This is a genomic window from Frigoribacterium sp. R86507 (genome assembly GCF_044597695.1).
Lineage (GTDB): Bacteria > Actinomycetota > Actinomycetes > Actinomycetales > Microbacteriaceae > Frigoribacterium.
Genome location: NZ_CP139002.1, coordinates 3,069,650 through 3,085,086 on the forward strand (window position 1 = coordinate 3,069,650; position 15,437 = coordinate 3,085,086).

General features: G+C 73.3%; 13 protein-coding genes. 8 read left to right on the top strand and 5 right to left on the bottom strand.

What is annotated here, in order from left to right; all coding sequences use genetic code 11:
• Window positions 1–27 precede the first annotated feature (27 nt).
• The 4 genes from SJY14_RS14490 (at window position 28) to SJY14_RS14505 (ending at window position 3,394) form a co-directional block, all read left to right on the top strand.
• Window positions 28–828 carry an HpcH/HpaI aldolase/citrate lyase family protein gene (locus SJY14_RS14490; protein ID WP_396599249.1) on the top strand — a complete coding sequence of 267 codons (801 nt, stop codon included), beginning with the start codon at window positions 28–30 and terminating at the stop codon, window positions 826–828.
• A complete protein-coding gene (locus SJY14_RS14495) occupies window positions 825–2,195 on the top strand; it encodes an exo-alpha-sialidase (RefSeq protein WP_396599250.1) in 1,371 nt (456 codons plus the stop codon). Before SJY14_RS14490 ends, SJY14_RS14495 begins: the two co-directional genes overlap by 4 nt.
• A gap of 3 nt (window positions 2,196–2,198) precedes the next feature.
• Window positions 2,199–2,906: an SDR family NAD(P)-dependent oxidoreductase gene (locus tag SJY14_RS14500; protein ID WP_071254899.1), complete on the top strand. Its 708-nt coding sequence runs from the start codon at window positions 2,199–2,201 to the stop codon at window positions 2,904–2,906.
• A 215-nt stretch (window positions 2,907–3,121) separates the two neighbouring features.
• Complete coding sequence (locus tag SJY14_RS14505) at window positions 3,122–3,394, top strand: hypothetical protein (RefSeq protein WP_396599251.1); 273 nt, start codon at window positions 3,122–3,124, stop codon at window positions 3,392–3,394.
• Between the two features lie 216 nt (window positions 3,395–3,610).
• On the opposite strand, the gene SJY14_RS14510 is transcribed toward SJY14_RS14505, so the two are convergent.
• Window positions 3,611–4,738, bottom strand: coding sequence for a Gfo/Idh/MocA family protein (locus SJY14_RS14510; protein WP_396599252.1), 1,128 nt, complete (start codon window positions 4,736–4,738; stop codon window positions 3,611–3,613).
• On the bottom strand, window positions 4,735–5,538 hold the full coding sequence (locus SJY14_RS14515) for a sugar phosphate isomerase/epimerase (RefSeq protein WP_055970859.1): 804 nt from the start codon (window positions 5,536–5,538) through the stop codon (window positions 4,735–4,737). The genes SJY14_RS14510 and SJY14_RS14515 overlap by 4 nt, the downstream gene beginning before the upstream one ends.
• A gap of 171 nt (window positions 5,539–5,709) precedes the next feature.
• Here SJY14_RS14515 and SJY14_RS14520 point away from each other — a divergent pair, with 171 nt between their 5' ends.
• Both SJY14_RS14520 and SJY14_RS14525 read left to right on the top strand, forming a co-directional pair.
• Complete coding sequence (locus SJY14_RS14520; RefSeq protein WP_071254891.1) at window positions 5,710–6,990, top strand: MFS transporter; 1,281 nt, start codon at window positions 5,710–5,712, stop codon at window positions 6,988–6,990.
• A gap of 42 nt (window positions 6,991–7,032) precedes the next feature.
• Window positions 7,033–7,995, top strand: coding sequence for an endonuclease/exonuclease/phosphatase family protein (locus SJY14_RS14525; RefSeq protein WP_396599253.1), 963 nt, complete (start codon window positions 7,033–7,035; stop codon window positions 7,993–7,995).
• Between the two features lie 409 nt (window positions 7,996–8,404).
• Here SJY14_RS14525 and SJY14_RS14530 read toward each other — a convergent pair whose 3' ends face one another.
• Window positions 8,405–9,517, bottom strand: a complete 1,113-nt coding sequence (locus tag SJY14_RS14530) for a glycosyltransferase family A protein (RefSeq protein WP_396599254.1) — start codon at window positions 9,515–9,517, stop codon at window positions 8,405–8,407.
• Window positions 9,518–9,659: 142 nt separating this feature from the next.
• Between SJY14_RS14530 and SJY14_RS14535 the strand changes: the two genes are divergently transcribed.
• Entirely contained in the window at window positions 9,660–10,781 is a 1,122-nt protein-coding gene (locus SJY14_RS14535) for an ATP-dependent DNA ligase (protein ID WP_396599255.1), read from the top strand.
• Window positions 10,782–10,872: 91 nt separating this feature from the next.
• On the opposite strand, the gene ligD is transcribed toward SJY14_RS14535, so the two are convergent.
• Entirely contained in the window at window positions 10,873–11,889 is a 1,017-nt protein-coding gene (gene ligD, locus SJY14_RS14540; RefSeq protein ID WP_396599256.1) for a non-homologous end-joining DNA ligase, read from the bottom strand.
• Window positions 11,890–12,068: 179 nt separating this feature from the next.
• Between ligD and SJY14_RS14545 the strand changes: the two genes are divergently transcribed.
• Complete coding sequence (locus tag SJY14_RS14545) at window positions 12,069–14,639, top strand: lamin tail domain-containing protein (protein ID WP_396599257.1); 2,571 nt, start codon at window positions 12,069–12,071, stop codon at window positions 14,637–14,639.
• Window positions 14,640–14,774: 135 nt separating this feature from the next.
• On the opposite strand, the gene aztA is transcribed toward SJY14_RS14545, so the two are convergent.
• Window positions 14,775–15,422 carry a zinc ABC transporter ATP-binding protein AztA gene (aztA, locus tag SJY14_RS14550; RefSeq protein ID WP_396599258.1) on the bottom strand — a complete coding sequence of 216 codons (648 nt, stop codon included), beginning with the start codon at window positions 15,420–15,422 and terminating at the stop codon, window positions 14,775–14,777.
• Window positions 15,423–15,437: the final 15 nt, after the last annotated feature.

Consider the following 15,437-nt stretch of genomic DNA (forward strand, 5'->3'; position numbering starts at 1 on the left):
CGCACGCACCGCACGAGAGAGAGCACCATGAGCACCGCCAGCGACTTCGCCCGCACGATCCGCCGCCGCGAGAGGGCGGTCGGCTACTGGATCACCCTCGACGCCCCGCCCGCGACCGAGCGCATCGCGCGGCTCGGCTACGACTACGTCTGCCTCGACGCGCAGCACGGTCTCTTCGGCTACGCGGGCATGATGACCGGCCTGCTCGCGATCGACGCGGGGCAGACCTCGGCCGGCCTGGTGCGGGTCGAGGCGAACGACATCACGCCGATCGGCAAGGCCCTCGACGCGGGCGCCGCGGGCATCATCGTGCCGCTCGTCGACACGGCCGAGGACGCCGCGTCCGCCGTGCGCAGCGCGAAGTACCCGCCGCACGGCCGCCGTTCGTACGGACCCATGCGGTCGAGCCTGCGCATCGGCCCCGTGCCGGCCGACGCGAACGACACGACGATCGTGCTCGCCATGATCGAGACGCCCGACGGGCTCGCGAACGTCGAGGCGATCGCCGCGACGCCCGGGCTCGACGGCCTCTACGTCGGGCCGAGCGACCTGTGCATCGCGGTCGGCGGGGCCTTCCCGGGCGACCCGGCCGTGCAGGAGGCCTTCGACGCCGCCCTCGTCCGCGTGGCGGCGGCGGCCGAGGCGGCGGGCATCGCCGCCGGCATCCACACGCCGCACGGGGACGTCGCCCGGCAGCGGCTCGCCGCGGGCTACACGTTCGCCACGGTCGCCGGTGACCTCAACCACCTCGAGGCCGCCGCACGCGACCACCTGCAGCGGGCGACCGCGACGGACGAGCCCGACGCGACCGCAGGAGGCGCGGCGTGAGCACGCAGGACACCGCGGCGGATGCGGGCGCCGCGGTCCCGGTCGACGCGGTCCCGGTCGGCGCAGACGGCGCGGACGACGTCGTCGCCGACGGCCGACTGCGACCCGACGCGGCGGGACGCTCGTGGTCGTACCTGCCCACGGCGACGGTGCAGTCGCACGCGGCCAACCTCGCCGAACTGCCCGACGGTCGCCTGGCCTGCGTCTGGTTCGGCGGCACGCAGGAGGGCGTCTCGGACATCCACGTCTGGTTCTCGACCCTCGACGGCGAGGTGTGGTCCGAGCCCGTGCGGCTCAGCGACGATCCCGCGCGCTCCGAGCAGAACCCCGTTCTCTTCACGGCCCCCTCGGGCGACGTCTGGCTGCTCTACACCGCTCAGCGGGCGGGCAACCAGGACTCGGCCGAGGTGCGCCGCCGGGTCTCAACCGACGGAGGGGCGACCTGGGGCGAGCCGTCGACGCTCTTCGCGGCCGACGAGACCGGAGGCGTCTTCGTGCGGCAGCCGCCGATCGTCACCCGGGACGGCGACCTGCTCGTGCCGGTCTTCCGCTGCGTGACCACCCCCGGGCAGGCGTGGGTGGGCGACCACGACACGAGCTCGGTGATGACCTCCCGGGACGGCGGCAGCACGTGGGGTGAGGTCGCCGTCCCGGGCAGCACGGGGGCCGTGCACATGAACGTGCACGAGCTGCCCGACGGCTCGCTGCTCGCCCTCTTCCGCAGCCGCTGGGCCGACGCCGTCCACGAGTCCCGCTCGACCGACGGCGGCCGCACCTGGACGGCGCCCGCGCCGACCGAGATGCCCAACAACAACTCCTCGGTGCAGTGGGTCCCACTCGCCGACGGGCGCCTCGCGATCGTCTACAACCACCGCCGCGCGGACGCCACGACCCAGCGCCGCCTCGGGCTCTACGACGAGATCGACGAGTCCGGCATCGTCGAGCAGGCGATGCTGCCCGGCGCGGACGCGGACGTCGACCAGGAGGCGCGGGCCGGGTCGACGACCTCGGCGGGCGTCCCGGCCGGGTCGCCCCGCGCCTCCTCGGCCGTCGGTGCCGCGGACGACGTGACGACCCCGGACCGCACGGCGTTCTGGGGCACGCCCCGGGCTCCGATGTCGCTGGCCGTGTCGACGGACGGCGGTCGCAGCTGGCCGCACCGCGTCGACCTCGAGGACGGCGACGGCTGGTGCCTCTCGAACAACTCGCGGGACGGGCTGAACCGCGAGCTGTCGTACCCGAGCATCACGCAGACGAGCGACGGCGCCGTGCACGTGGCCTACACCTGGCACCGCCGGGCGATCCGCCACGTGCGCCTGTCGCCCGCCGACCTGCCCGGGCTGCCCGGCTCGGACGCCGGGGACTGAATCGTGGTCGGCGACGAGACACGGGGCGGGGCCGGGGCCGTTCGGCACGCCGTCGTCACGGGCTGCAGCTCGGGCATCGGGCGGGCGATCGCCGGGTTCCTCTCGGCCGAGGGGTGGCGGGTGACCGGGCTCAGCCGGCGCCCGGTCGACCTGGGCGAAGGGTTCTCGTGGCTCGGCTGTGACCTGTCGGTGCCCGGTGGCGTCGCGGCGGCGGTCGCCGACGTCGAGCCGGTCGACGCGATCGTCCACGCGGCCGGGTTCCAGGTCGCCGCCCCGCTCGGCCGACTCGATCCCGCCGCGCTCGAGGGCATGTTCGCCGTGCATGTGGGGGCCGGGGCCGCCCTCGTCGACGCGCTCGTCGACCGACTGTCCGACGGCGGTCGCATCGTGCTGATCGGCAGCCGAACGGCCGTCGGTGTCGCGGGCAAGAGCCAGTACGCGGCGACGAAGGCGGCCCAGGTCGCGCTGGCCCGCAGCTGGGCGGCCGAACTGGCGCCGCGGGGCATCACCGCCAACGTCGTGGCGCCGGGGCCCACGGACACGCCGATGCTCGCCGACCCGGCCCGCGCCTCCTCGGCTCCGGTCGTGCCGCCGCTGGGCGCGCTCGTCGACCCGGTCGACGTGGCCGCGCTCGTGGCGTTCGTGCTCGGGCCGCACGGACGGAGCATCACGGGGCAGGCGCTCGTCGTCTGCGGCGGTGCCTCGCTCTGAGAGAGGTCGGGGTGCGGCGTCCTGTCCGGAAACCGAGGATCGGCCCGCGTTGTTTTGAATCATTCAAAAGAAGGCGTATGGTGGTGTCAACGCCGACGGAGGCCAGGGCCACCGTCGAACGTCTCGGCGCAGCCCTCCCCGCCGGTCACCGCCCGCTCGATCCCACGATCGCGGGCCCCCGACCAGCACGATCCGCCCAGCCCCGAGGAGTCACCGTGAACACCACCGCCACGACCACCCGCACCGCCGTCACCCCGCTCGGCGGCCGCTACGTCAGCACGACCGCCGAGCCGACGGTCGGATCCTACGTCGGCTCGCCGGCCGCCGACGTCGCCCCCGGCTCGTACGTCAGCACCCCGGCTCGCCGCGACCTCTCGATCGGCCGCTACACCGCCAGCGCGCTGCGTCGCCTCTCGGCCGCCACGGCATCGGTCCGGACGGCCACGGGGTCGATCCACACCGCCACCGGTTCGATCCGCACCGCGTAGTCGTCCGGCCCGGTCGGGGTCGCCCCGCCCCGACCGGCCCACCTCGGCGGCCCGGAGAGGCCCCCGACCAGACCCGGGCCCGCCGCGCGACCTGAATCCGCGCGGCGGGCCCGTTTCTGTCGAGACGTCACGAACGGCCGCTCACCTGTCGAGGTGAGCGGCCGTTCGTGACATCTGGGCAGCCGAGCCGGACCCGACCCGGCTCGGCCCGCCGGACTAGAGCGTCGCGGCCGAGGGGTCCCAGCTCTCGTCGAGCGGCACCGGCTGCTGCACGGCGGACTCGACCGCGACCGGCGCACCCTGCTCGGCGGCGGACGAGATCGCCAGCAGCACGTCGAGCACGTGCGAGGCGACGGCCCCGCTGGCGCGCTCGGCGTCGCCGCCGCGGATCGCCCGCGCCAGGTCGAGCACGCCCGAGCCACGGCCGTAGGTCGACCCCGCGGCGGCGAGCGTCTCGGGCTCGTCCTGGCCGAAGCGCCACAGGCTCGAGTCGCCCTCGAACGTGTTGGGGTCGGGCAGCACGAGGGTGCCCTCGGTGCCGCTGATCTCGACGAAGCCCATGCGGGGCAGCGCGTTCTGGAACGAGAACGTGGACTGGGCCGACTGCCCGCCCGCGAACTCGATGAGCGCCGCGTGGTGGGTCGGCACCTCGACCGGGAAGGTCTGACCCGCGCGCGGGCCGCTGCCGATGGTGCGGGTGTCGAACGACTTCGACGAGACCGCACTGACGCGGCTGGCCGAGCCGAAGGCGTGCACCAGGGTCGTCACGTAGTACGGCCCCATGTCGAAGAGCGGACCGGCTCCGAGTGCGAACAGGAAGTCGGGGTTGGGGTGCCACGACTCGGGCCCGGGCACGTGGAACATCGTGGTCGCCGTCAGGGGCTGGCCGATGTCGCCACGGGCGATGGCGCGCATCGCCGTCTGGATGCCGGCTCCGAGCACGGTGTCGGGCGCACACGCGACGCGCACGCCGGCCGCCTCGGCGGCGGCGAGCAGGTCGCGCGCGGACTCGTGGTCGAGGGCGAGGGGCTTCTCGCTCCAGACGTTCTTGCCAGCGGCGATGATCTGACGCCCGACCTCGGCGTGCACGGCCGGGATCGTCAGGTTGACGACGATCTCGATCTCGTCGATCGCGAGCAGCTCGTCGACGGTGCCGTGACCCGGGACGCCGTAGGTCTCGGCCTGCGCCTCGGCACGGTCGAGGTCGAGGTCGGCGACGAAGAGCACCTCGAGGTCGGCGAACTTCGTCATGTTCTCGAGGTAGGTGCCGCTGATGACGCCCGCGCCGATGACGCCGACGCCGACGCGTCCCGTGCGACCGGCGGTCGTGTCGACGCCGCTCACTTGTCGTTCTCCTGCAGCCAGGCGAAGGACTCGGCGACGCCCTCGAAGACGTCCTTCGCGTAGTCGTCGAACTCGACGACGCGCAGCGCGTGCGGCGCCGCGGCGAGCACGGCGGCGACGTCGACGTCACCCTGGCCGGCGGGGGTCTGGTTCTTGAAGGCGGCGGCGAGCGCGTCGGGCACCTCGAGGGCGCTCTCGCTGCTGGGCAGGGCGGTCGCGATGTCGCCCGAGATCTTGCCGTCCTTGACGTGCAGGAACTGCACGCGGTCACCCAGCGAACGCAGCAGCGCCGGGGTGTCCATGCCGCCGACGGTCGACCAGAAGGTGTCGATCTCGAGGACGACGTCGTCGTTCAGGCGCTCGAGGAAGAAGTCGTAGACGGGACGGCCGTCGACCTTGTTCGCGAACTCCCACTGGTGGTTGTGGTAGCCGAACTTCAGGCCCGACGCCGCGGCGAGGACCTGCAGCTCGTTGACGCGGTCGGCGATCTTCGCGGCGTCGTCCGCGGTCTGCCAGCGGTCGCTCGGGATGAACGGGTCGATCACGGTGCCGATGCCGAGCTGGGCCGCCGCGGCGAAGGCGCGCTCGGGCTCGTCGGAGTCGATCACGGGGGCGTGGCCGGAGGGGGCGGTGACGCCGGAGGCGGCGAAGGCCTTCTCGAACTCGTCGGCACGCTCGACGAACGAGTAGGGCTCGACCTGGGTGAAGCCGATCTCGGCGATGCGGGCGACGGCGCCCTGCAGGTCGGCCGAGACGGCATCTCGGACCGTGTAGAGCTGAACGGAGGGTGACGAGGTCATGGGATGACTCCTTTGTCGTGAGGGGATCCGGTGGTCTGCGCCCAACTCTGTCACTTATGTCGACCGATGACAAAAGTTTGTCCCAAATCGACGCAATGGCTTGCCCGGGCGACACCCGCTGTGTATTCTGCGAACACCTAGCGCGACTAGGTTTTGACTCGAGGAGGCGTCATGGCCAACCCAGGCCCCATCGGCACGCAGGGCGTGCTCACCCAACCCGTCAGCACCGTGAGGGTGTCGCGGGGCTACATGATCGCGCTTGGGCTGGCTCAGTTCGGCCTGTTCGCCGCGCTCATGGCGCCCGTCTTCGTCAGCATGCAGCTGAAAGCGCAACAGCTCGTTCCCGCCGACCCCGAGGGGGTCATCGGACAAGTCCTTCCCTTCGGCGCGTTCGGTGCACTGCTCGCGAATCCCCTGATCGGTGCCCTGAGTGACCGCACCCGCACGCGCTGGGGTCGGCGCCGTCCGTATCTCGTCGGTGGCGTCGTGGCCTTCACGATCGCCCTCGCCTGGCTGGCCTTCGCCCCGAGCGTGCTCCAACTCGGCCTGGCCTGGGTGCTCGCGCAGGTCGCGGCCAATGCCGTGCTGGCCACCTTGACCGCGAGCTTCGCCGACAACGTTCCGCAGTTCCAACGAGGCAAGGCCTCGAGCATCATCGCCCTCGCCCAGAACGTGGCCATCCTGGCGGGCATCTACCTCGCCGTGCTCTTCGTCGACGACCTGCCGCTGCTGTTCATCGTCCCGGGCATCGTCGCGATCGTCTTGATCCTCGTGTACTGCGTCGTCGCCCGCGACGACCTCCCCGAATACGAGCTCAAGCCCTTCACCTTCGTCAACCTGATCAGTTCGTTCTGGACCAACCCCATCAAGAACCCCGACTTCGCCTTCGCCTGGTGGTCGCGCTTCCTGATCATCCTCGCGACCTTCATGTTCACCACGTACCGCCTTCTCTACATGGAGAACCACCTCGGCATCGACGACAGGGCCGAGGCCACGGCCGCCGTCGCCTTCGGCGTCCTGCTCTACACGATCGCGTTGATGGCGAGCGCCGCCCTCTCGGGCTGGCTGAGCGACAAGCTCAAGATGCGCAAGGTCTTCGTCGGAGGCTCGACCGCCCTCTTCGCGGTCGGCCTGATCCTGCTGGCCCACGCCGAGACGGTCACCGGCTTCTACGTCGCCGAGATCGTCATGGGCTTCGCCTACGGCATCTACGCCGCCGTCGACACGGCGCTCGTCGTCGACGTCCTGCCGAACGCCGACCGCCCGGGCAAGGACCTCGGCGTCATCAACATCGCCAACGCGCTGCCCCAGTCGCTCGCGCCCGCCCTCGCCCTGTTCTTCCTGGGCATCGGCAACGCCGGGTCCGACAACTACACGGTCATGCTCTGGGCCGCCGGCGCGGTGGCCATCCTCGGCGCCCTGGCCGTCATCCCCATCAAGCGCGTGCGCTGAGTCGGGCGGTGGCGTGTGCGACGGCCTACCGTCGCACACGCCATGACGCCCCCGACCGACACCTCCGCCGCCACCCCCGCCACCACCGGTCCGGGTGACCACAGGGTCGTGCCGACGGTCGGCCCGGTCGTCGCCCCCGACCTGCACCTCATGACCTACAACGTGCGGCGGCGCATGCCGCAGGTGCTGGGCACCCGTCACGCGCTGGCCGACCGGTGGTCGACCCGCCTGCCGGCACTGCGCCTCCTGCTCGAGGCCGAGCGCCCCTCGGTGCTGGGCACCCAGGAGGCGCTGCCCGACCAGTCCGCTCAGCTCACGGACGCGCTGGGCTCGGACTACGCCTCGGTCGGCACGGGTCGCGACCGCGACCGCGGCGGCGAGCGCGTCGAGTTGCACGTCGACACCACCCGGCTGAGGATCGTCCGTCACGAGGCGCTCTGGCTCTCGGCCACCCCCACGGTTCCGGGATCGCGCTCGTACGGCAACATGATCCCGCGCACGGCCGTCCACGCCGAGCTCGACGACCTCGCGACCGGGGCCCGACTGCACGTCGTCGTGACGCACTTCGACCACCTCTCGGCCCGCTCGCGGCGGCACTCCGCCGTGCAGCTGCGCACCTTCACCGACGCCCTCGACGGGCCCGTCGTCGTGATGGGCGACTTCAACGCCGGCGTCGGCTCCCCCGCGCACCGCGAACTGACTCGTGGTCGCCTGGTCGACAGCCGCGAGGTCGCCGACGAACGCCTCGACCCCGGCTGGGGCTCGTACTCGAACTACGGCCCGCCACGCACCGGCGGCCGTCGCCTGGACTGGTTGCTCGTCGACGCCGGGGCCCACGTCGATCGCGCCGGCGTCGGCGGGGTCCGTCCCGGCGGCGTCGCCCCGTCCGACCACGACCCGGTGCACGCCGTCGTGCGCTGGTCGATCGGGCGCGCCGAGCCCCGTCCCGCCGAACAACGCGCAGCCGCACAGCGCCCCGCCGAGCACCGCCCCGAGGAGTCCTGAGATGTCCGCCGTCGCCGAGACCTTCCTCCGCCGCCCGCACGGCGTCCTCGAGTACGTGGCCGACAGCGTCCGCGTGGTCGCCGCCCTGAGCGTCGTCGTGGTCGGCGTCGGCTGGGGCGTCGTCGAGATCGCCGTGCTGATGCTGGCCCTGCTCGGCACCCTCGTGCCCCGCATGCTCGGCCTCCGGGCGACGTTCGACCTGATGGTGGGCGTCGCCGCGCTCGGCGCCGCCTGGAGCAGCGTCTTCGAGCTCTACACCCGCATCGCCGGCTACGACACGGTCGTGCACTTCGTGCTCAACGGCCTGCTGGCCGCGGTGTTCGTCGTTCTCGCCCACCGCGCCGGCTGGGTCGTGTCGCCGGGCCACGGCGACGGACGAGGAGGCGCGGGTCGCTCGGCCCGCGTCGGCTCAGTCCTGGTGACGGTCGCCTTCGGCCTGGCGGCCGGCACCCTGTGGGAGATGGGCGAGTGGGCGGGCCACACCCTCGTCGACTCGGCGATCTTCGTCGGCTACGACGACACGATCGGCGACCTCGCTGCGGGAGGCCTCGGCTCGCTGCTGGCCGGGCTGGCGCTGCCGTTCCTCGTGGGAGGCGACGTCCGCGGCCGGGCCGCGCGCGCCTCCTCGTCCGGAGCCGGTGTCGACGGTGCCGACGGACACGGGGTCGACGGACCGGGGGTCGACGCCGTCGGCCACGGCCGCCCGCGCATCCACCACCGCTGAGGGCGCCCAGCCGAGCCGCGTGAAGAGGCCGGCCGGGTCGGCGCGCAGCCAGCGGGACCACGGCAGGCCGTCGGTGCCGTGCACCGTGAACGAGTGCAGCGCCCGGTACGTGCGCAGCCACGGGGCGTTGCCCGGGTCGAGCGGACGGGCCGAGATGCCCGTCACGACGTCGCGACGGTAGGCGATGCGGCCCCGGCCGGCGAGCTGGCGGTCGCCGAGGTGCAAGGCGAGGTCCATGTCGTCGTGCAGCAGGGTCTCGTGCCGGTGCACCTCGTCGCGCACGTCGAGCCAGGCGGTGCGGCGCATCATCATCGTCGAGCCGAACAGCGGCCAGTGCGCCAGGGCGGCCCCGATCACGAGGTGGTACGCGCCGACGTAGAGGGCCGAGAGCAGGCGTTCGGCCCCGACGGGCGCGTCGTAGAAACGGGCGTTCGTGCTGACGGCGAGCACGTCCGGCTCGTCCACGAGGGTGCCGACCAGGTCGGCGACCCAGGTGCGGGGCAGGACGCTGTCGGCGTCGACCCGCCCGATCAGGTCGGCGGGTGCGGGGGTGCCCGCCTCGGAACCCACGCCGGCGGCGGCGTCGTAGCCCGTGCTGGCGGCCGCGGCGATGCCGACCTCGGTCTCGGTGACGACGCGCGCGCCGTGCCGCAGGGCCACCTCGACGGTGTCGTCCGTGCTGCCGTTGTCGACGACGATCACCTCGTCGGGCACGCGGGTCTGCCGCGCGAGCGACCGGAGGCACGCGTCGAGCAGGGCTCCGTCGTCTCGGACGGGGACGACCACAGAGACACGCACCCGCCCATCCAACCCGGTCGCGGGCGTTCCCGTCGATCGCTCACACCCCAGGAAGTCGCCGAGACCCTTCGGCGCGCACGGGGGTCTCGGCGGTTTCCCGGGGTCTGGCCGCACGGGCGCCCGGCGAGAGCAGACTCGGCGCATGATCCCGACCGCCGCCGAACCGATCGTCCCGATGCTCGCCAAGGCCGTGGCCGACGTGCCCGAGCCCGACTCCGTCGAGGGCGGGCTCGTCTACGAGCCCAAGTGGGACGGGTTCCGCGGCATCGTCTACGCCGAGCGTGCCGCCGACGCCGGGCCCGACGGCCCCGACGCCGCCCCGCTCACGATCGAGATCGGCAGCCGCGGCTCGAAGATGCTGACCCGGTACTTCCCCGAGCTGGTCGAGGCCCTCGCCCGCCTGCTGCCCGGGCCCTGCGTGCTCGACGGCGAGATCGTCGTGCGCACCGGTGAGCCCGGCGACGAACGGCTCGACTGGGACGCCCTCGGTCAGCGCATCCACCCGGCCGCGTCGCGCGTCGCGAAGCTCAGCGTCGAGACGCCCGCGATGTTCGTCGCGTTCGACCTGCTCGCCCTGGGCGACCGCGACCTGCTCGACGCCCCGTTCGCCGAGCGCCGAGCGCTGCTGCTCGACACGGTCGGCACCGACGGCGAAGCCGCCGGCACGGCAGGAGGCGCGGCTCACCCCCTGCACGTCAGCCAGGCCACCGACGACGTCGCGACCGCACGTCGGTGGCTGACCGAGTTCGAGGGCGCCGGGCTCGACGGGGTCGTCGCGAAGCCGACCCGCGCCTCCTATGCTCCGGGCAAGCGGACGATGCTCAAGGTCAAGCACCACCGCACCGCGGACGTGGTGGTGCTCGGCTACCGCGTCCACAAGAGCGGCTCGGGCGTGGGGTCGCTGCTGCTCGGCCTGTACGACGCCGAGGGCGAACTGCGCAACGTCGGAGGCGCGTCCGCGTTCTCGGACGCCCGTCGCCTCGAGCTCGTCGACGAGTTGGCACCGTTCGTCGACCGCGACGACGACGGCGAGGTGCGGCACGCCGAGACCGAGCGCACCCGCTTCTCGTCGGGCAAGGACGTGTCGTTCGTCCCGCTGCGCCCCGAGCGCGTGGTCGAGGTGCGGTACGACCAGATGGAGGGTTCCCGGTTCCGCCACACCGTGCAGGTCGAACGGTGGCGCGACGACCGCGAGGCCCGCTCGTGCAGGTTCGACCAGCTCGAGGTGCCGGCGGCGTACGACCTGGGCGAGGTGCTCGCCTAGGCGACCCGCGCCTCCTCGGGCACAGGGCACCGCGCTTCGGGCATCGCCCGCCGACGAGACGCGGCGCCGTGCACGACACGCGGTGTGGTGCTCAGTCGGCAGTGGGCTTGCGCGCGCGGCTGGGCTGCACGCGGGGCGGCTCGCCGGGCATCTTGGGGAAGTCCGGCGGGAAGGGCAGCTCGCCGAGGCCGTCGGCGACGTCGCGCTCCCACCAGGCGAGGAGCGTGTCGATGCGCCCGGGCGACTCGTGCATCGCCGCCCACGGGTCGCCGTGCGTCTGCAGCCGCTCGGGCACCGTCAGCACGGTGTGCTCGGCGGGGTCGACGCCCGGCAGGTCGTCCCAGGTGACCGGCAGGGACACGGAGGCGCGGGGCAGCGCCCGAGGAGACCACGCCCCCGCCATGGTGCGGTCGCGGTTGGCCTGGTTGTAGTCGACGAAGAGGCGGTCGCCGCGCTCCTCCTTCCACCACGCGGTGGTGACGCGGTCGGGGGTGCGGCGCTCGAGCTCCCGGGCGGCGGCGATCACGGCGTGCCGCACCTCGAGGAACTCGTGCGTCGGCTCGATCGGCGCGAAGACGTGCAGGCCGCGGTTGCCGCTCGTCTTGACGAAGGCGGTGAGGCCCGCCTCGTCGAGCACGGCCCGGAGGTCGAGTGCGGCGGTCACGGCGTCGGCGAAGCCCGTGCCGGGCTGCGGATCGAGGTCGATGCGCAGCTGGTCGGGCAGGTCGGGCTGCTCGGCCCGCGACGCCCACGGATGGAAGACCAGGGTGTTCATCTGAGAGGCCCAGACCGCGGCGGCGGGCTCGTCGATGACGAGCTGGGGGTGCACGCGGCCGCTCGGGTAGGTGACGTCGACGGCTCGCACGTAGTCGGGGGTGCCGCGCGGCGGGTTCTTCGAGAAGTACTGGTCACCGTCGACGTCGCCACCGAAACGCTGCAGCGAGATCGGGCGGTCTCCGTTGGCCGCGACGAAGGGCGTGCCGACCTCGGCCAGGTACCGGGCCAGGTCGAGCTTCGTGACGCCGAGGTCGGGCCAGAGCACGCGCGACGGACTGCTGATGCGGACGTCGCGGTCGCCCACCCGCAGGGTCGTCGCGTCGGATGCCATGTGCGCGACGCTAGTCCTGCCGCGCCGTCGCGGGTCGGGCCGGACCTGTGGGGTCGGGCTGAACCGGCCGAGGCGGGCCGGACCGGCCGGGGCCGGGCGGTCCCGTTCACGGGGTGTTCACCCGGGCGTCGCTTCCGTCCGAGATGGTTCGGTCCACACCCGACCGAACGGACCCCCGCATGCGCACGCCCCTGCTCCGCCTCGGCGCCCTGACCCTGGCCGGCTCGATCGCCGCCGCCGGGCTCGTGGCCACGAGCGCCCTGCCCGCCCTGGCGGCCGACGCCGACGTCGTCGTCAACGAGATCGACACGACCGACGACTGGGTCGAGCTGCTCAACACCGGCGCCACCCCGACCGACGTCTCGGGCTTCGTGCTGCGCGACAACAACGACACGCGCACCCTGGCGTTGCCCGCGGGCACCGTCCTGGCCGCCGGAGCACGCCTCGTCGTCGACGTCAACGACGACGCCGTCTGGGGCACCGCCGCCTACGGGCTCGGACGCGACGACGCCGTCCGCCTCTACGCCGCCGACGGCACGACCCTGCTCGACTCGTACGCCTGGACGCAGTTCCCGACGACGACCTACGGCCGCTGCGCCGACGGCACCGGCGAGTTCGCGACGACGGCCGCGGCAACGCGGGGCACCGCCAACGAGTGTGCGACGACACCGGCGCCGACCGACCCGACGAACCCCGATCCGACGACCCCGGCACCGGCTCCGGCCGAACCCGCCACCACCGACATCGTGATCAACGAGGTCGAGTCGAACGGCGACGACACCGACTGGGTCGAGCTGACGAACGTGGGCACGGCGCCCGTCGACATCTCGGGCTACACCTTCCGCGACGAGGACGACGTCCGCACCCCCTTCACCCTGCCCACCGGTTCGGTCGTGCAGCCCGGCGCCTTCTTCGTGATCGACCAGGCCTCGGGCTCGAACCCGGTCGGCTTCGACTTCGGTCTCGGCCAGCCCGACTCGGCACGCCTGTTCGACACGGCGGGCACGCTCGTGGCGTCGTACGCCTGGACCGTCCACAGCACCGTCAGCTACGGCCGCTGCCCCGACGGCTCCGGCGCACTGACGACGACGACCGCGACCACGAAGGGCACGGCGAACGACTGCTCGTCGCCCGTGCGCGTCAACGAGGTCGAGAGCCAGGGAGGCGCGCCCGGCGACTGGGTCGAGCTCACCACCGTGGGCACCTCGTCGGTCGACCTCGGCGGCTACGTGCTGACCGACTCCGACCCGACGCACCGCTACGTGATCCCGGTCGGGACCGTCGTGGCCCCCGGCGGGTTCGTCGTCCTCGACGAGCAGACGGCCACCTCGGCCGGCTTCGACTTCGGGCTGGGCGGCGCCGACTCGGTGCGCCTGCTGCTGCCGGACGGCACGACGGCGGCCGACGGCTCGACCGTCGCCGACGAGTACTCGTGGACCTCGCACGCCGCCACCACCTACGGCCGTGGCCCCGACGGCACGGGCGACTTCGCCGTCACGTCGGCCGCCACCAAGGGAACGGCGAACACCTTCGCCGGCGTCACGGTGCCCCTGGCCTGGCCCGGCGGACCCGACGAGGTCCCCCTGGACGCCGAGGACACCTTCACGGGCGACCTGAGCGGACTCGACTACGAGCCGACCGGCACCGCGACCCCCGGCACGCTCTGGGCCGTGCAGAACGGCGACGGCCTGCTCTACCGCGTCGTGTCCGACGGTGCCGGCGGCTGGGCTCCGCAGACGACCGACGGCTGGGCCGCCGGCAAGAAGCTGCTGTACCCGAGCGGCGTCGTCGACGCCGAAGGCGTCACGGTCGCCGACGACTCGTCGGCCGGTGGCGTCTACGTGTCGACCGAGCGCAACAACGCGTCCGGGTCGGTCAGCCGCCCCTCGGTGCTGCGGTACGACACCACGGCGTCCGGCTCGGCCACCGCGCTCGTCGCGACCGACGAGTGGAACCTCGCTGCGGACTTCCCCGGACTGGGAGCCAACGCGGGCCTCGAGGGCATCACCTGGGTGCCCGACTCGTGGCTGACCGAGGCGGGGTTCGTCGACGAGGCGACCGGCGCCTCCTACGATCCGGCCACCTACGCCGGCCACGGTGACGGGCTGTTCTTCATCGGCGTCGAGGGCACCGCGAGCGTCTACGCCTACGCCCTGATGGACGACGGTTCGTTCGAGCGCGTCGCCACGATCGCGACGTCGTTCGCCCTGGTCGCCGACCTGCAGTTCGACGCCGACCTCGACGCGCTCTGGGTCGTCTGCGACGAGGCCTGCTCGGGTCGCACGGCCCTGTTCTCGGTCGACGAGTCGGGGACGTTCGCCGAGGACGTCGTCTACGAGGCGCCGGCGAACGCCGACCGGGGGCTGGCCAACGAGGGCTTCGCGATCGCTCCGGCGGCGACGAGCGTCGACGGCTTCCGTCAGACGTTCTACGCGGACGACAACGACACGGACGGGTTCTCGCTGCGCGCCGGGACCTTCCCCGGCCTGGCGGCCGAGCCCGGCACGCCCGGTGACCCCGGGACGCCCGGGACGCCCGGTTCGCCTGGTACGCCTGGTGCGCCCGGCTCTCCCGTCGACCCCGGCGCGGGCGTGACGCCGATCGGTCAGGGTCAGGGCCCGGCGGCGGTCGACGGGCAGCTCGCCTTCACCGGTTCGGACGCCCGGTGGGCAGCGGCTGCGGCCCTGCTGCTCGTGCTCGCCGGAGCGGGCACCCTGATCGCCCATCGCCGTCGACTCACCCGCGACTGAGGCACGACTGAGGCGCGACGCCCCACGAACCCCGTTTCGAACGATGCACCCGGAAGCTTCCGGGTTCATCGTTCGAAACGGGGTTCATCGTCGTGCGGCGCCCGGGCGACGGCGGTCCTCGACGCCACCTCCGCCTCACACGACGCGACCGGCCTCGAGCCGGACGACGCGGTGTGCCGCGTCGAGCAGCAGCGGATCGTGCGAGACACCGAGGACGGCCGTGCCCCGGGCCGCCTCGTCGAGCAGCGTCACCCGGATGCGTTCGGCGCTCACCGCGTCGAGCCCGGTCGTGGGCTCGTCGAGCAGCAGCAGGTCGGCCCCGCGCGCCAGTCCGTGGGCGAGGAGCGCGCGCTGCCGCTGACCCCCTGAGAGCGCGGCGAACGGTCGCGGCGCGAGGTCGGCGACGTCCAGGCGCTCGAGCGCCTCGTCGACGGCCGCGCGGGCCCGACGGTCGAGGGGACGCCACCGGCCCACGCGGCCCCAGGCACCGACCGTCACGACGTCGCGCACGGTGACCGGGAGGCCGTCCGGGATCGACGTGCGCTGCGGGACGAACGCGATCGTCGCGGCCACCGACCGCGTGCCCGACGTCGGCTGCCGGACGCCGGCGACCACCTCGAGCAGCGTCGACTTGCCGGCCCCGTTCGGCCCCGCCACCACCGTGACGGCACCGGCGGGCACGTCGAGGTCGACGTCGGCCAGGGCCGTGCGCTCACCGAACGAGACGCCCACCCCCAGGAGGCGCGCCAGGGTCGTGCGAGCGGCGGCGGTGTTCGTCGTCATGCGACCACTGTAGTT